Source organism: Tahibacter aquaticus (assembly GCF_004363655.1).
Classification (GTDB): Bacteria; Pseudomonadota; Gammaproteobacteria; order Xanthomonadales; family Rhodanobacteraceae; genus Tahibacter; species Tahibacter aquaticus.
On sequence record NZ_SNZH01000005.1, the window covers coordinates 66,860 to 82,215 of the forward strand.

The window sequence follows — 15,356 nt, forward strand, 5'->3', positions numbered from 1 at the left end:
GGCACGATTCAGCAGGGAGTGGACGCAGCCCCGCGCCGGGCTTCTTCCGCAGGGCATGGATGACTGGCAGGAAATCCTGGCCGCTATGCGCCTTGATGATGGCGGCGCGCCGGCGCAGTTCCTGCTGGGGCATTGAGTCTGCAGCCGAATGCCCGTCGAGCGGCGACCGCCAGCTACTCGCAGGCGGGCAAGCTGGGCGGCATGCATAGCGCGTCCGCTGTCTGCGCGGTGGCCGCAGACAGCGGGCAGTCCTTCGCCGCGTAGTTCGTTCCGTCCGGGCCGCGGCATACCGCACCATCGGAGAAGGCATGCGCCAGCCAGGCTGCCGGCGCCTGCACCCGGTAGAGGTTCGCGCCGCGATGGTTCTCCGTCAGGTAGGGGCAGTTCAGATCGGCGTAGTCGCGATGCGCAGCGTCGACTGCGCCGCCGCCGATCACTGCGCAGCTCAGATCCGCATTCTCGAAACTGGTCTTGTGCAGGCGGGCATTGCCGAAATCGGCCCGACGCAGGCAACTGCCGCGAAACTCCATGCCGGACAGCTGGCTGCCGCGCAGCTTCGCCCCGTCCAGGCGGGAAGCGCTGAGCGAGGCGCAGCGAAACACCGCGTCCAGCGCCTGCAGGCCTTCGCCGTGCAGGGCCGGGAAACTGAATTTGCTCCACTGCGCCCGGTCCAGTACGGCGTAGTCGAGGCGAAGTCCGGCGCCGTAGCCGCCACTCCAGTGCAAGGCGGAAAGATCCATGCGCGACAAGTCGGCCTTGCCAAGGTGGACATTGCGCCATTGTTCCGTCGCCGCGTCGCCGCCGCCGTGGCGGGCGTGCTCGCTACCGCCCTGCCCGGCGGTGGCGAACACCGCGAACATCGCGCTGGCCAGGCTGACATTTTCATCGTCGAGCAACGGCGCCAGCAGAGGCTCGGCGGTTTCGCGGCTGGCCTGCAGGAACAGGCGCAACTGCGCCACGGCCGACGGGTTCGGCGCGGCCCAGCGATCGATGCGCGCCGAGGAACTCTCGGCGCGCAAGGTCTCCGGCGCTGCATCGATGGCTTTTCCGTCGCGATCCAGCGGCGGCCGCGACAGCGCCATGCGCGCCTTCAGGCCGATATCGAAAGCGTCTCGCGCCATCGCCCGGCTTTCGGCCCTGAGCTGTTGATTCGCGCTGCGCGTCTGCTGCCACAGTATCGCCAGCTGGCCGATCAGCAGCAGCGGCGCCATCAGCAGGATCGCGCCGCGAAACAGGCCGACGCGCACCAGCCGGTCGAGCAGCGCGGCGGTCAGCGCGATCGCCGCGTCGGCCGGAAACGCCAGCCGGCCGGAACTGCGCATCCAGTCCACCGCCTGGGCAAGGAACTGGCCCGTGCTGGCGTACAGCCGCCGTCCTGCCGCGACGCGCAACGAGGCCAGTCCCAGCCAGGAGGCCGGGCTCAGCACCGCCTCGTCGCGCGCCTGCAGGCGGCGCAGTTCCGCTGCCAGCTCCTGCGCCTTGTCCAGCAGCGCCGCCGAATCGAGCGCCGCCAGATCCGCGTGTGTCGGCGGCTGCATCACCGCGGCCCGATGCCGCAGGCCGGCGGCGCGATCGCGGCCTGGATCGCCACGCCGGCAACGATGTTGCGTATCTCGAACCGGGTAGACCCCGCTGGCGGCCGCGGCCGGCCAGCACCACGCAGCACTACGGATAAGCGCAACTTGCCCACCTTGCCCCCGACATAGGAACGAAATAGTTTGCCCGCCGCCGCAGCCGCCATCGCCGCCGCAGGCTGCGTCAGGGAACGGCATCCGCATTCATCTGTGTGCCTAGGTGCGACGAGCAGATCATTTCTCCCACCCGCCGTGCTGCAACGCTGCGGCAAGGCCGCATCCGCGGGCCGCCATTCCTCTGCAACCAGCCAGGTTTAGGGCGCAAGCTCCCGTTTTGCTTCGTATACGTCGCTACCTGTAGCGAAACTGCCGGCAAAGCACAAAGCACGAATGTCGCCCCGCGCCACGCTGGCGCGTCCTGTGACGAAATAAGACGATGCACACCGCCTGTCGCGCAGGCATTGTATTTTTGTTCGCTTTGCAGCCTGGCTGTCGTTTTGCAATGACCTGCTGCGCGAATTCGCTCCAGCAGGAGCCGACATCGCTGCCTGGCCACGAATCGCATCGATTTCCGTTGCCTGCGCGGCAATCCGGCAGTTAGCCGGACGGCGATGTCGGATACATGTCGGCGCTAGGCCGGGCGCCGGGAAGACGCAGTGGCAGTACGGCGACAAGTCGCAACCACGCCTCGTGCCGGAAGACGGCAAACGCGTTCGACAGACAGCCGAATCGCCACACCAAGGGCAAACGGAGCCAGCCGGTGGATAGCGAAGCAGAGCACTCCTTGCAGTCGCAGCCAGCCGGCGAAACCGGCTTCGGCGGCAGCGCGGCGCTGGCCATGTCGCGCCACGGCATGATCGGCCGCTCAGACGCGTTCCAGCGCCTGGTCGACCGCATCGGCAAGATCGCGCGTACCGACGCCTGCGTACTGGTCGAAGGCGAAACCGGCGTCGGCAAGGAAATTTCCGCGCGCGCCATTCACTATCTGAGCGAACGGCGCAGCAAACCCTTCGTCCCGCTGAACTGCGGCGCCATTCCCGAGGCACTGGTCGAAGCAGAACTGTTCGGCCATGTGCGCGGCGCCTATACCGATGCCAAGACCGCACGCAGCGGCGTCATCGCCCAGGCCCGCGGCGGCACGCTGTTTCTCGACGAAGTGGACGCCTTGCCCTGGAAGGGCCAGGTCGCGCTGCTGCGCTTTCTGCAGGACCGTCATTACCGCCCCGTCGGGCAGAGTGCCGAACTGGTGTCCGACGCGCGCATCATCGCCGCCACCAACCGGCCGCTGTCCGAACTGGTGGAAGCCGGCACCTTCCGCAGCGACCTGATGTACCGTCTGGACATCCTGCGCCTGACGATACCGGCCTTGCGCGAACGCAAGTCCGACATCCCGCTGCTGGCCGGTCATTTCCTCGCGGTGTATTGCGCGCGCTACGGCCAGAAACCCAAGTCGCTGCATCCGGCCAGCCGCAGCTGGCTGATGCACTACGCCTGGCCGGGCAATGTGCGCCAGCTGGAAAGCGTGATTCATCGCAATGTGCTGCTGTGCGACGGCGACGAAGTACTGCTGGACGAGTGCGCGGCCCAGCCCTGCGCGGACACGGCACGCGACAGGACCAGCTTCCAGCGTGCCAAGGCACTGGCCATCGCCGAGTTCGAACGCAGCTATCTGCTGCAGCTGCTGGAAGAAACCCGCGGCAGCGTTTCGGCCGCGGCTCGGCTGGCCTGCAAGGAGCGGCGCACGCTGGGCAAGCTGCTGAAGAAATACGGTATCGGCCAGCGCACCGGCACTGCCGGACTGCCGGGCTAGCCGCACCGCAAGCCCGCCCGCCGCTGCGCGGCCGGCGAAGCATTCGTTTACTTTCCGCGCCGAATCATTCCTGTACTTTTCCACTGACCGGCACATCGGGCAGCGCGCCCGCCTGGGCAGAACCGCCGGCGCTGTCGTGCGCAGGCGCTGCAGCTTTCGCCCTGTGCATTGAGCCCACCCGCGTCGCCCCAGCCTGCCCCAGCCGGGTCAGATCTGCCCCAGTCCTGCGCGCCAGCCCAGGCGCCACTTGTATACCTTGCTGGTTGTTGCCTGCGGGTCATCGCCGCCACCGGGGCTCCTGCGTCACCCGCACAAGCCATTGATTTTTCTGGCGACGCGCCGCCGTCAAGCGGTGGCACGCGACTTGCCACTGTAACCGCGGCGCCGCTCGGAGCGATCTCGATGCCGACTGGTGCTGGTCAACGGTTGAAATCATTGCAGCAGGCCCTGCAAACCTATCTGTCGCGTTTTCCGGACGCGGCAGACAGTCCTGCGGGAATACGGCAATGGTGGTTGACGCCGGAGTTGCAGGCTGTGTCGCTGGATACGCTGCGCGAGGCGCTCATGGAACTGGTAGCGCTGGGCAGGGTGGAACTGCGCACCCTGCCCGACGGCACCGAACTCTATGGTCGCGCCGCCGCAACCGACGACCGTGCACCACCGCAAGCGAGCGACGGCGCGGACTGAAGCGGCCGTCTACGGGTCCATCGCCCTGCACACGCCACCCGGCGCCAGCAAGCGCCGCACGCGAAGGAGTCTGGTATGGCTGTAACCGTGAGTTATCCCGGTGTGTACATCGACGAAGTGTCCAGTGGTGTACATACGATCACCAGTGTTTCGACCTCGATCGCCGCGTTCTTCGGCCGCACCAGCAAAGGGCCACTGAACAAGGCGGTGCGCTGCCTGAGCCTGGCCGATTTCCTGCGCAATTTCGGCGCGCCCCACCCGCAAAGCGACCTGTCGCATTCGGTGCGCCACTTCTTCGCCAACGGCGGCACCGATTGCTACATCGTGCGACTGGCCAAGGCCGGCTCGACGCAGAAAGCCTCGGTCACGCTGCGCAGCCTGGCCGGCGCGGCGCAATCGGTACTCGTCGCCACGGCCAAAGCCGATGGCGAATGGGGCAATACCGTGCGCCTGGAAGTCGACTACGCCACGGCGAGTCCGCACGAGAGTTTCAACCTGCGCGTGATCCAGGAAGAAGGCGGCAGTGTCGTCGCCACCGAAGTGCATCCGAACCTGTCGATGAACCCGATATCGCCGCGTTTCGCGCCGAGCTTCGTCAGCCAGAGTTCCGCGCTGATCGATCTGAAACTGTCGACCAACATGGGCGACCCCACCCTGCCCCTCGCGTTCATCAATGTCACGGGCAATAGTTTTTCCGGCTACTCGCAGTCGCGCCGTCCGTTCACCGGCGCCGTCGGCGCGGTGGCCGCGGCGCTGAACGCACTGATCACGCCCGTCGCGCCAACCGCGCCGCAGACCAGCTTCGTCATCCGCGTCAACGACAGCCTGCCCGTCACGGTCGACCTGACCGGGTGGGCGGTGCCGTCGAACTTCGCCACCATGGGCAGCGAGCTGACCACGCGCATCAATGCGGAGCTGGCCACGCTGGCGCCGGCACAGACGGTCACGGCGACGGTCGAGGACATCGCCAGTGTCGGCCGCGTCATCCATATCGTCTCGACCACGGCGCCGTTCTCGTCGGTGCGCATCAGCCGCGCGTCGAATCGCGATATTGCCGCAGCACTGATGCTGGGCCACGAACAGGGTGGCCTCGAAACCACGCGCTTCAGCAATTTCCGCCCCGCACCGAACGCCGTGCTGGTGCGCCTGGGCGACCCGGCCACGCCGGGCATCCTGGGCAGCCTGAACGCGCTGAGCGCGCTGCCCCAGGGCGGTGCCGGCGCGATCACCAAGGTGACGATCAACGGCATCGACACCGCCGTCAACCTCAAGACCGCGCCACCGGACACCAATCCGTGGTTCATGAACACGCCGACGACAAGCTCCGCTACCGGCGACAACGACGGCGTGCGCGAAAAGCTGCGCATCATCATGAATGCGATCAACAACAACGCGGCGCTGGCGTTCCGCGCCGAATTGTGGGGCTATCAGCTGGCCCTGCGCGCCAAGGGCGGTGGCGTCAACGAGCTGCCCAGCAGCACGCCGAGCACGACCATCGCCGCCTTCGACAATGCGCTGATTCCGAACACGCGCCAGTACACGCTGGGCCTGGCCGGCACCAGCACCTTCAGCACCGCCGGTGTCGCCGGCAAGGACGGCGACGCGCCGCTGCTGTCCGACTATGTCGGCAACCCGGTCGACCAGACCGGCTTCCACGCGCTGGACCCGGTCGATCTGTTCAACCTGATGGTGCTGCCGCCGGACGCGGAAGTTCTCGCCGCCGAACAGTTGAAAGTGTGGAGTCCCGCGGCCAACTATTGCGCCGGACACCGCGCCTTCCTGCTGATCGACTCGCCGGCGAACTGGACCAGCAGCGACGGACGCCCGGCCGTAGCCGGCAATACCGCGCTGATCGGCGACCTGAATGTCTCCGGCGCATTGAAAACCTATGCCGCCGTGTTCTATCCGCGCGTGGTGTTCGACAACGCCGGCCTGAACAAGAAGACCGGCGCCAGCGGCGCCATGGCCGGGCTGATGGCACGCACCGACGCGAGCCGCGGCGTGTGGAAAGCCCCCGCCGGCATCGAAGCCGATGTGCGCGACGTACTCGGCATCGACGTGCGCCTCACCGACAACGAAAACGGTGTGCTGAACAAGAAAGCGGTCAACTGCCTGCGCGTATTCCCCAACGGCCTGGTGGCCTGGGGCGCGCGCACGCTGGCCGGCGACGACGATTTCGGCAGCGAGTGGAAATACATCCCGGTACGCCGGCTGGCGCTGAACATCGAGGAGTCGCTGTTCCGCGGCACCAAGTGGGTGGTGTTCGAACCCAACGACGAACCGCTGTGGGCCAAGATCCGCCTCAACATCAACGCCTACATGATGTCGCTGTTCCGCCAGGGAGCATTCCAGGGCACCAGTCCCAAGGAAGCGTTCTTCGTCAAATGCGACAAGGACACCACCACCCAGGACGATCGCAACAAGGGCATCGTCAATATCGAGGTCGGCTTCGCACCGCTCAAGCCCGCCGAATTCGTCGTCATCAAGATCCAGCAGATTGCCGGCGATCTCTGAGCAGGCTGCGGAACCGGCCGTTGTTGCTGTTGCTGTTGCAGCCGCCTTGAGAAAGGGGGCGGCCAGGCCCCTGCGACGCCGGAGCCTGGCCGGATTGTGGAGACGGGCGGCCGGGTACAGCAGCCATGAACCCGGCGTTTGCGCAGATCGTCAGAGGAGACAGTCGTGGCTAATACTGGATTTGTGGTAAACACGCATCGCTTCGATCCGTACAAGAATTTCAAGTTTCGCGTGCTGTGGGACAACAAGACCGTGCTGGGCATCAGCAAGGCCGGCTCGCTCAAGCGCACCACTGAAGTGGTGAAGCATCGCAGCGGCGGCGAAAACAGCATCGATCACAAATCGCCCGGCCGCACCAGCTACGAGGCGATCACGCTGGAACGCGGCATCACCCACGATCCCGAGTTCGAGAACTGGGCCAACAAGGTACATGCCTATGCCGGCGATCCGACCATGGACCTGGCCGGCTACAAGAAAGAACTCACGCTGGAAGTGATGAACGAGAAAGGCCAGGTGGCCAAGCGCTATTTCCTGCACGCGTGCTGGGTCAGCGAATACACCGCCATGCCCGATCTCGACGCCAATGCCAATGCCATCGCGATCGAAAGCATGAAGATCGAGCTGGAAGGCTGGGAGCGCGACGTCGATACCGCCGAACCGGCGGAAGCCGGCTGACCGGCGATGGCCAGACTGCACACGTATACGGCGTGGCCGCCGGGCAGCAGCGCCGAAAGCGCGCGCTTCTCGGCGCGCCGCTACGCGGCCGAGTGCGGCGATCTGGCGCTGCAGTTCGACGCCGCACCGCGTGCGCTGCTGGTCACCGCCCTGCTGGCGCGCTGCCTGCGCGCTGCCGATACCCGCCCGCTGACTGCGCAGGCGCTGTGGCAGTGGAGCGTCGCCGAGCGGCTGCAGGGGCTGCTGGCGGTCGCGCTGGCCACCACCGGCCCGAATACCACCGCCGTCGCATCCTGCGGCCACGCTGGCTGCGGCCAGTCCATCGAGCTGGAACTGGAACTGGCCAGCTTCGCCGCGCCGCACACGGTGCACAGCGCCAGCGGCGTCGCGCCGGACGGCAGTGCCCTGCTCTGCCGCCTGCCCACCGGCGACGACCAGCGCGCCTGGCGCGAATTCGCCGATAGCGACACGGCACAGACCACCGAAGCCGGCGAACGCTGGCTTGCCCAGCGCCTGGTCGAACGCGTCGCCGACGCGCCGCCGACGCAGGACTGGAGCCTGCCGACGGCCTGGCTGGAGTCGATTGCCGCCCTGCTCGATGCGAGCGACCCGCTCAATGCCCTGGTTGTCGGCATCGAATGTCCGTACTGCGGCGGCCATAACAACATCGATGTCGACCTGGAACAGCTGCTGATCGAAGGTCTGCGCCGGCAACAGCGCAGCCTGATCGAGCAGGTGCATCGCCTGGCCTGCATCTATCACTGGAGCGAGGCGCAGATCGTCGGACTGCCGCCCTGGCGGCGCGCGCGCTATCTCGCCCAGGTGGAAGCCCACTTCTCATGACGCCGTATTTCAGCCGCCTGGCGCAACGTTCTGGCCTGATTGCCGCACGCACGGCGCGGCCGCGCGAACCGGCTGCGGCCGCGCCGCCGGATACCGCGCTGAGCGAATACAGCATCGAAACACTGGCGGCGGCACCACCGACCGCGCCAGCCGCAGCCGCAGCAGCCAGCCTCGCCCTGCCCGCAGCAGCAGCACCGCGCCATACCGCGGCCATGCCGGTCGATGCGCCGTTGTCTGCGCCGGACGCGCCCGATGCGCCCACGGTGCAGCGCGCGCACAAACTGCCTGCGCTGCAGCGCAACCCGGAACCGCTGCACGAATCCGGCACGCAGCCCAGCGCATCCGCGACGACTCGCGCCACGCCAGTCGCGGCCATGCCCGAACCGACTGAGGTGCCGCCAGCGGCAGCCACGCCGCTAGCCGTGCGTACGCCCGCCGACACGGCCTCATTAGTGGAAACTTCCACTATGAGCACTCTGGGCGCAAACGAACGTGCCGCCGCTTCCCCACGCACTGCAGTCGCTGTTGCCGCAGCGGCGGCAGCTTCCAGGCGCAGCGACGCGCAGCCCCTGCGCCATGCCGCAGCGGTAACGTCCCTTGTGTCGGAAAACCCCGTCGGTACAGCCGCCGGGCCTGTGGAGGCGGCTGCGGAAATGCGCGTGGCGCCACCGCTGTCCCAGCCGCCCACGCGCAGCCGCGCCACGCCGCGTCCCGGCGGCGATGCGCCATTGCGCAACAGGCCAGGCGCCGCTGCCGCGGCAGCGGTGCAGGTGACCATAGGCCGCATCGACATCGAACTTGTCGCACCTGCCGCCGTCACCACCGACCTGTCCGCAGCGCCCTCAGCGCCCGCTGCTGCCGCGCCGCAGGTCGCCGCGTTCAATGCACACCGTCACTATCTGCGAGGTGGCTGATGCCTCTGGCCGCGACCAAGGAAGCGATCGGCGCGGTGTCCGAGGCCGTGCGCGCGCAGCTGCAGCTGCGCACCTCGCTGCTGACCATTGTCGGCCGGCCCGAAGTCGCCGCCAATCGCGACAACGAACCCAAGCTCAACCTGTTCCTGTTCCAGGTCGATTTTGACGCCTCGCTGAAAAACCACTCGCTGCAGGACGGCCAGCCACCGCCGCTGTGGCTGGTGCTGCGCTACCTGCTGACGGCGTACGACCAGTCGCGCGACAGCGACTCCATCGCCGCGCATCGCGTACTCGCGCGCGGCCTGGCCGCCCTGCAGGAAATGACCCTGCTGCGGCCCAGCGTGCCGGCGCTGGCTGACAACCCCGAGCCGCTGAAACTCAGTTTCGATCCCTGCGATACCGAGCTGCTGTCGAAGGTGCTGCAGGGCAGCGACGAGAAATACCGCATCTCGGCGGCGTTCCAGGTGCGTCCGGTGCTGATTGCACCCGACGTGCTGCCGGCCTACGCGCCGCCGGTGCTCAGCGTCGGCCCGCCCGCGGCGCCGGGCGTCATCGTGCTGCCGGGGCTGGGGCCGAATCTCGCCAGCATCACACCGGCGCGCTTCGAAGCCGGCGCGACGATAGAGCTGGCCGGCAGCGGCGTCGATGCGAGCCTGGATACCATCCTGGTCGGCTCGCTGGCGCTGCCGATCACTTCCGCCCGCGACGGCGCGGTGCGTACGCAGATTCCGGCCGTACCGGCATTGTCGGCCGGCTATCACCCGGTCGTGGTCGGGCGCCATCTGCCCAGCGGCCGGCTGCAGACCAGTAATCCACAATTTGCCCAATTGCTGCCCAGCGTGAGCAGCGCCAGCGTCGGCGCATTGACGCCGGCCGGTCCGCGCCTGTTCGGTGCGGTGACCCTGAGCGGACAGCGCCTGGGCGGCGCCGACGATGCGATATCGGTCGCGTTCTACCGCGACGGCGCTGTGGTGCTGAACCTCGAAGTCAATGGCACCGCCGCGCAGACCAGCCTGGTCGCCACGGTGGACGCGGCACATGCCCTGCTGCCGGGTTCGTACTACCTGATCCTGCACGTCAACGGCGCCCAGGCCGTGCACACGCCCGAGGCGGTCTGGGCATGAACGCCGCCGTCGCCACGCCGCCCAGCACCTTCACGCCGCAAATCCGCGCGCAAGACCCGCTCGCTGCCAGCTGGCTGGCCGAGGCCACCTTGCGTCTGCGCCGCGAAGTCTGCTGGCTATGGCGCAGCCGCGCCGATACCTCGGCAATCGGCGATGCCATGCCGCCGTTCGGCGAGGCCGCGCAGGAAAGCCTGGATCTCAAGCGCTTCGACGCCGCCAAGCGCCGCTTCTTCGACAGCGACCTCACCGCACGCCATCTCGGCGAGGAAATCGACACGCTGCGCCGCACACGCGAAGCAGCGCCAGGCCGCTGGGCCGCCATCGTCTACCGCCTGGATCTCGACGACACGGCGCAGCTGATGCTCGCCCTGGGCCTGCTCGCGCGCGCCGATGCGGCCGCCGGCCCGGTGTTCGCCGCCTGCCACAGCGATGCGCAGCGCAGCCTGCCGTCGACGGCCTTGCTGCAGCAGCTGTGCGACGACCCGCTGGCGGTACTCGCCCTTGACGCTTCGCATGCACTGTTCCGTTTCGGCCTGCTGCTGCAAGGCGACGGCACGCGCGCGCAGCAGGGATTCGAGGCCAGCGCGCTGATCGCCGCGGCGCTGCTATACGACGACGGCCGCCTGCCGCCGGAACTGCATCGCCTGCCTGCCGCACCGTCGCCAGCACCCACGGCAGCGCTGCGCGCCGCCTGCAGCCTGCTGCGCGAGACGCCGCGCCTGCCGCAGTTCCTGCCGCTGCTCGGCGATGCCGGCAGCGATTTCCCGGCCTGGGCCGCACTGGTGGCGCGTCTCAGCGGCCGCCTCATCGTCGAGCTTCGCGGTGTTGCGCCGTACGATCCGGCGCGGCTCGCCGCGCTGGCCGCCTGGTGCTGGCTGCATGGCGTCGACGTGCTGCTGCCGGTCGGCATGGCCGCGACCGACGAGCACGCGCGGCGCCAGGAATGGCCGGCCGTGCCCGTGCGCTGGCTGCTGCCGATGCGCGATCTGCAGGCCAGCAAAAGCCTGCCCGCCGCGCTGCTGCAGCCGCCCTTGCCGCTGCCGTCGACCGATCACGCCAGCCGCCTTCAGCGCCTGCGCACGGCACTGGGGCCGCGTGCGCGCGGACTGGACAGCGTCATCGCCGAAGTGGCGCAGCGTTTCCGCATCGGCGCCGATGCCATCGACGCGATCGGCGTCGCCGCGCGCGCCTTCGACGGCCCGCTGCAGGAAGACGACCTGCACGCCCTGTGCCGCGCGCAGACTCGTCCCGACCTGGGCAACCTGGCCCAGCTGGTGCAGCCGCGCTTCCGCCTGGACGAACTGGTGCTGCCGCCGGTACAGCGCGCGCATCTGGACGAATGCGTCAACGCCGCGCGCGCACTGAGCCGCGTGCACTACGAATGGGGCACCGCGGCGGCCTGGAACGAAGCCGGCCTGTCGCTGCTGTTCTGCGGCGCGCCGGGCACCGGCAAGACCATGGCCGCTGAAGCCGTCGCCGACGCGCTGCGCCTGCCGCTGTACCGCATCGATCTTTCGCAAGTGGTGAACAAATACATCGGCGAGACCGAGAAGAACCTGCGCCGCGTATTCGACGCAGTCGAGGAAAGTGACTGCGTGGTGTTCTTCGACGAAGCCGACGCCCTGTTCGGCAAGCGCACCAGTGTCAAGGATGCGCACGACCGCTTCGCCAATATCGAGATCAGCTATCTGCTGGAGCGCATGGAACGGCTCAAGGGCGTGGCCATACTCGCTACCAACCGGCGCGACGATCTCGACGACGCCTTCCTGCGCCGCCTGCGCTACCTGGTGGAATTTCCGCTGCCGGGCGAAGCCGAGCGCGAACGCCTGTGGCGCTACGTGTTTCCGCCAGCGGTCGATACCTCGGCGATCGATTTCGCCTTCCTCGCCCGGCTGCTGCCGCTGGCCGGCGGACATATCCGCTCGGTCGCGTTCAATGCCTGCCTGCAGGCCGCGCGCAGCGGCACTGCCTGCGTCGACATGCGCGGCGTATTGGCTGCGCTCAAGCGCGAGCTGGACAAGCTCGACCGCCCCACTTCGGCGGAAAGTTTCGGCGACTACGCCGATCTGGTGCGCGATCTGTACGCGGAGAACGGCCCGTGACGCAGATCCGCATCGAACAGCTGGCCCTGCGCGCCCACGGCATCTCGGCCGAAACCGCGCGCGCGGCGCTGCAGGGGCTGGATGCGGAACTGCTCAAGCGGCTGGACCCGCGCGCCCTCGATGCGCTGGCAGCGCGGGAACTGGCGCCGTCCATCCGCCTGCCGGCCATCGAAACCGGCATGGCCATGGACGCGGAAACCCTGCGTGCGCGCATCGCCGATGCGCTGGCCGCGTTTCTGTCCGCGGCCCCGGCCGCCGAGCCTGTGGAGGAACGCTGATATGTCGGGCCTGTTGCTGCGTGGCGTGCTGGTCGAATACAGCGGCGAATTCCTCGGGCCTATCCCGAATATCGTCATCTTCCAGTTCAATCCGGAACAGATCACGCGCACGATCGGCATTCCGCAGCCACGCGCGGCCGCGCCGGGCGCCAACCAGCCGCGCCAGCGCGAACCCTCGCGCACCTCCGCGCCGCCAACCGAAAGCATCAGCGTGACCGCACGTTTTTCCGCCGCCGACGATCTCGGCGCCGGCGGCGCGCGCTCGGCCATTCCGCGCGTATTCGGCGTGGGGCCGCAGCTGGCGGCACTGGAAAAGATGGTCTACCCGGCCGGTCCGCTCAGCGGCCTGCTCGGCAAGGCCATCGATGCGATCGGCGATGCCCTCGGCGGTGGCGGCGACGACGCGCCGGAGCGGCCGATTCCGCCGGAAACGCTGCCGCGCATCCTGTTTATCTGGGGCGTCACGCGGGTGCTGCCGGTGCGCGTGAAATCGATGTCCATCACCGAGCAGAAATTCGATGCCTTCCTCAACCCGGTGCAAGCCGAGGTGCAGATCGGCCTGGACGTGATGACCTTCGCGGCCAGCAGCAGCGACACCATCGGCCAGGGCGCGCTGATGTATTCCCGGGGCGCACGCGATGCCCAGGCCATTCTCAATCTCGCCGGCGTGGTCGCGCCGGCGGTGGAGATCGTTCTGTTCTGAGCGGGAGGCAAGCAAGCATGTTTCTGAAGAACTCGCGTTACTACGGCATACCGACGGTGGTCACGACCGATCTCACCGGCCGTGAGGTGCAGGCAGTGATGCTGCGCCGCCTGCCGGCGACGCCAGGCGAACGCAGCGTCGTACACGACCACGACCAGCTCGACGTGATGGCCTACCGGCGCTTTCGCGACGGCACGCGCTTCTGGCATATCGCCGACGCCAACAGCGAGCTGGAGGCGAATACGCTGGTACGCCGCAGCGGCCGCGCCATCGACGTACCGGTGAAATAGCCTGTCATGGCCCTCGCCGCGATCCGCCTCTATCTCGACGATGCCGCCGCCACGCCGGAGCAGTTGGCCCTGTTCCGCGAAATCCGCGTCGACCAGGCCATCGGCATGGCCAGCGAAGCGGAACTGAGCATCGACCTGGCCCTGGCCGACGACGGCCGCTGGTCGGTGATCGAGGACGATTTCGTGCAGGCGTTCCGGCGCATCCGCGTGGAGGTCAAGCTCGGCGACGGCGACTTCAGCGCGCTGATCGACGGCCCGGTCGTGGCGCAGCGCTTTGCACTGAGCGCAGAACCCGGCGAAAGCTCGCTGACCCTGGTCGTACACGACGACAGTGTGCTGCTGAACCAGGTCGAAGCGGTCAACCTGTACGAAGACATGGCCGCGCACGAAATCGCCGAGGCGCTGATCAGCCAGGGCGGGCTTACGCCAGAAGTGGAAAATGTCGCCAGCGCAGGCGCCGCGCAGACGCGCTACGTGGTCCAGCGCGGCACGGCCATGCAATTGCTGCGCGACCTGGCCCGGCGCAACGGCATGTTCGTTTACGTCAAGCCGGGCGAGACGCCGGGGCAGAGCGTCTGCGTGTTCGCCAGGCCGTCACTGCTGCCGGGCGGCGCGAGCGAACTGCTGTTGCTTGGCGAAAGCCGCAATATCCACAGTTTCTCGGTGCAGTTCGATGCGCTGCAGCCGCTCAGCGCGCGTGCCGGCACGGTGCGCATCAGCGACAAGGCGCGCCTGAGCAGCGAGGCCACGGCACCCGATCTCGACCCGCTGGGCAGCGACGCCGTGCACGACACGCTGGTACCGACGGCGGTCAGCCTGCTGGCGCGCACACGCGAAGAGCAGAACGACCTGGATGCCGCCACGCGCGCCGCCGTCGACCTGTCCAGCTTCGCCTATACCGCCAGCACCGAGGTCGACGCCAACGACTACGACCAGGCGCTGTCGCCCTACCAGATCATCCGCGTGGCCGGCCCGGGCGGCTATCTCGGCGGCGAGTACCTGATCAGCCGCGTGCATCACCATATCGACGACGCCGGCTACCGGCAGAACCTGACCCTCAAGCGCAATGCGCGCTCGGCCGGTTCCGCCGGCGGCGGCGGCCTGGGCGGAGGCGTGTTCTGATGCTCGCCGCCGGCCTCGAACAGCTGATCGTCGATCTCGCCGAACAGACGCGCAACCGCTTCTACGGCAAGTACCGCGGCATCGTCAGCGACAATGCGGACCCCGCCACGCTGGGCCGCATCCGCGCCTTCGTGCCGGAAGTGCTGGCCGAGATCGAGTCGCCCTGGGCGCTGCCCTGCGCGCCCTATGCCGGGCCAAACCAGGGCCTGTTCGCGATTCCACCGGTACAAGCCGGCGTGTGGATCGAGTTCGAGGCCGGCGATCCGTCGCGGCCGATCTGGAGCGGCACCTGGTGGGCCGACGGCGAAGCGCCGAAGAGTGCCGACGGCGCCGATGCGATACCGCAGCGGCGCATCCTGCGCAGCGAATCGGGCCTGGTGGTCGCGCTCGACGACGATGCAAAAACGCTGACCCTCAGCGACGACGGCGCGAAGAACTTCCTCGTCATCGACGTGCAGGCCGGCAAGATCACCGTGCAGGCGACCAGCAAGGTGGTCGTCGAGGCACCGCAGATCGAACTGGTGGAAAACGCTGCACATCCGCTGGTCTTCGGCGACGACCTGCTCACCTTCCTCAACCAGATGATCAACATCTACCAGACCCATACCCACCCGGGCGAAATGGCGCTGGGCGTGTTTCCGGTGACGCCGATGACGCCACTGCCGCCGATGCCGCCGGCTACGCCGGCGCTGCTGTCGCTGAAGGTCAAGACAGGATGAA

The 15,356-nt window shown here is 67.9% G+C and carries 14 protein-coding genes; 13 read left to right on the top strand and 1 reads right to left on the bottom strand.

The genetic code is table 11. The annotated features are described in order from the left end of the window. Window positions 1–173: 173 nt before the first annotated feature. Window positions 174–1,538: a pentapeptide repeat-containing protein gene (locus DFR29_RS09570; protein ID WP_133818371.1), complete on the bottom strand. Its 1,365-nt coding sequence runs from the start codon at window positions 1,536–1,538 to the stop codon at window positions 174–176. Window positions 1,539–2,334: 796 nt separating this feature from the next. On the opposite strand from DFR29_RS09570, the gene DFR29_RS09575 reads away from it, so the two are divergent. The 13 genes from DFR29_RS09575 to DFR29_RS09635 all read left to right on the top strand — a co-directional run bounded on the left by DFR29_RS09575 (window position 2,335) and on the right by DFR29_RS09635 (window position 15,355). Next, window positions 2,335–3,384 carry a sigma-54 interaction domain-containing protein gene (locus tag DFR29_RS09575; protein ID WP_243746005.1) on the top strand — a complete coding sequence of 350 codons (1,050 nt, stop codon included), beginning with the start codon at window positions 2,335–2,337 and terminating at the stop codon, window positions 3,382–3,384. A 435-nt stretch (window positions 3,385–3,819) separates the two neighbouring features. Next, the gene (locus DFR29_RS09580; RefSeq protein ID WP_133818372.1) at window positions 3,820–4,071 is read left to right on the top strand and encodes a hypothetical protein; all 252 of its coding nucleotides are present in this window, start codon (window positions 3,820–3,822) and stop codon (window positions 4,069–4,071) included. A 75-nt stretch (window positions 4,072–4,146) separates the two neighbouring features. Continuing rightward, window positions 4,147–6,585, top strand: a complete 2,439-nt coding sequence (locus DFR29_RS29990) for a phage tail sheath family protein (RefSeq protein WP_133818373.1) — start codon at window positions 4,147–4,149, stop codon at window positions 6,583–6,585. A 165-nt stretch (window positions 6,586–6,750) separates the two neighbouring features. After that, a complete protein-coding gene (locus DFR29_RS09590; protein WP_133818374.1) occupies window positions 6,751–7,260 on the top strand; it encodes a phage tail protein in 510 nt (169 codons plus the stop codon). A 6-nt stretch (window positions 7,261–7,266) separates the two neighbouring features. Then, entirely contained in the window at window positions 7,267–8,103 is an 837-nt protein-coding gene (locus DFR29_RS09595) for a hypothetical protein (RefSeq protein ID WP_133818375.1), read from the top strand. After that, a complete protein-coding gene (locus DFR29_RS09600; protein WP_133818376.1) occupies window positions 8,100–9,017 on the top strand; it encodes a hypothetical protein in 918 nt (305 codons plus the stop codon). Before DFR29_RS09595 ends, DFR29_RS09600 begins: the two co-directional genes overlap by 4 nt. Beyond that, entirely contained in the window at window positions 9,017–10,141 is a 1,125-nt protein-coding gene (locus tag DFR29_RS09605; RefSeq protein WP_133818377.1) for a Pvc16 family protein, read from the top strand. The genes DFR29_RS09600 and DFR29_RS09605 overlap by 1 nt, the downstream gene beginning before the upstream one ends. Then, window positions 10,138–12,243: an ATP-binding protein gene (locus DFR29_RS09610; RefSeq protein WP_133818378.1), complete on the top strand. Its 2,106-nt coding sequence runs from the start codon at window positions 10,138–10,140 to the stop codon at window positions 12,241–12,243. Before DFR29_RS09605 ends, DFR29_RS09610 begins: the two co-directional genes overlap by 4 nt. Then, the gene (locus DFR29_RS09615) at window positions 12,240–12,521 is read left to right on the top strand and encodes a hypothetical protein (protein WP_133818379.1); all 282 of its coding nucleotides are present in this window, start codon (window positions 12,240–12,242) and stop codon (window positions 12,519–12,521) included. Before DFR29_RS09610 ends, DFR29_RS09615 begins: the two co-directional genes overlap by 4 nt. Window position 12,522: 1 nt before the next feature. Continuing rightward, window positions 12,523–13,224, top strand: a complete 702-nt coding sequence (locus DFR29_RS09620; protein WP_133818380.1) for a hypothetical protein — start codon at window positions 12,523–12,525, stop codon at window positions 13,222–13,224. A 17-nt stretch (window positions 13,225–13,241) separates the two neighbouring features. Next, entirely contained in the window at window positions 13,242–13,514 is a 273-nt protein-coding gene (locus tag DFR29_RS09625; protein WP_133818381.1) for a LysM domain-containing protein, read from the top strand. Window positions 13,515–13,520: 6 nt separating this feature from the next. Next, on the top strand, window positions 13,521–14,636 hold the full coding sequence (locus DFR29_RS09630; RefSeq protein WP_133818382.1) for a contractile injection system protein, VgrG/Pvc8 family: 1,116 nt from the start codon (window positions 13,521–13,523) through the stop codon (window positions 14,634–14,636). Beyond that, on the top strand, window positions 14,636–15,355 hold the full coding sequence (locus DFR29_RS09635) for a phage baseplate assembly protein V (protein WP_133818383.1): 720 nt from the start codon (window positions 14,636–14,638) through the stop codon (window positions 15,353–15,355). The genes DFR29_RS09630 and DFR29_RS09635 overlap by 1 nt, the downstream gene beginning before the upstream one ends. The last annotated feature ends 1 nt before the right edge of the window (window position 15,356 follow it).

What these genes read in the sequence shown, in the direction of transcription:
- DFR29_RS09570 (WP_133818371.1), bottom strand. Translation starts at nt 1,538, where the DNA reads ATGCAGCCGCCGACACACGCGGATCTGGCGGCGCTCGATTCGGCGGCG.
- DFR29_RS29990 (WP_133818373.1), top strand. Translation starts at nt 4,147, where the DNA reads ATGGCTGTAACCGTGAGTTATCCCGGTGTGTACATCGACGAAGTGTCC.
- DFR29_RS09595 (WP_133818375.1), top strand. Translation starts at nt 7,267, where the DNA reads ATGGCCAGACTGCACACGTATACGGCGTGGCCGCCGGGCAGCAGCGCC.
- DFR29_RS09600 (WP_133818376.1), top strand. Translation starts at nt 8,100, where the DNA reads ATGACGCCGTATTTCAGCCGCCTGGCGCAACGTTCTGGCCTGATTGCC.
- DFR29_RS09605 (WP_133818377.1), top strand. Translation starts at nt 9,017, where the DNA reads ATGCCTCTGGCCGCGACCAAGGAAGCGATCGGCGCGGTGTCCGAGGCC.
- DFR29_RS09610 (WP_133818378.1), top strand. Translation starts at nt 10,138, where the DNA reads ATGAACGCCGCCGTCGCCACGCCGCCCAGCACCTTCACGCCGCAAATC.
- DFR29_RS09620 (WP_133818380.1), top strand. Translation starts at nt 12,523, where the DNA reads ATGTCGGGCCTGTTGCTGCGTGGCGTGCTGGTCGAATACAGCGGCGAA.
- DFR29_RS09625 (WP_133818381.1), top strand. Translation starts at nt 13,242, where the DNA reads ATGTTTCTGAAGAACTCGCGTTACTACGGCATACCGACGGTGGTCACG.
- DFR29_RS09630 (WP_133818382.1), top strand. Translation starts at nt 13,521, where the DNA reads ATGGCCCTCGCCGCGATCCGCCTCTATCTCGACGATGCCGCCGCCACG.
- DFR29_RS09635 (WP_133818383.1), top strand. Translation starts at nt 14,636, where the DNA reads ATGCTCGCCGCCGGCCTCGAACAGCTGATCGTCGATCTCGCCGAACAG.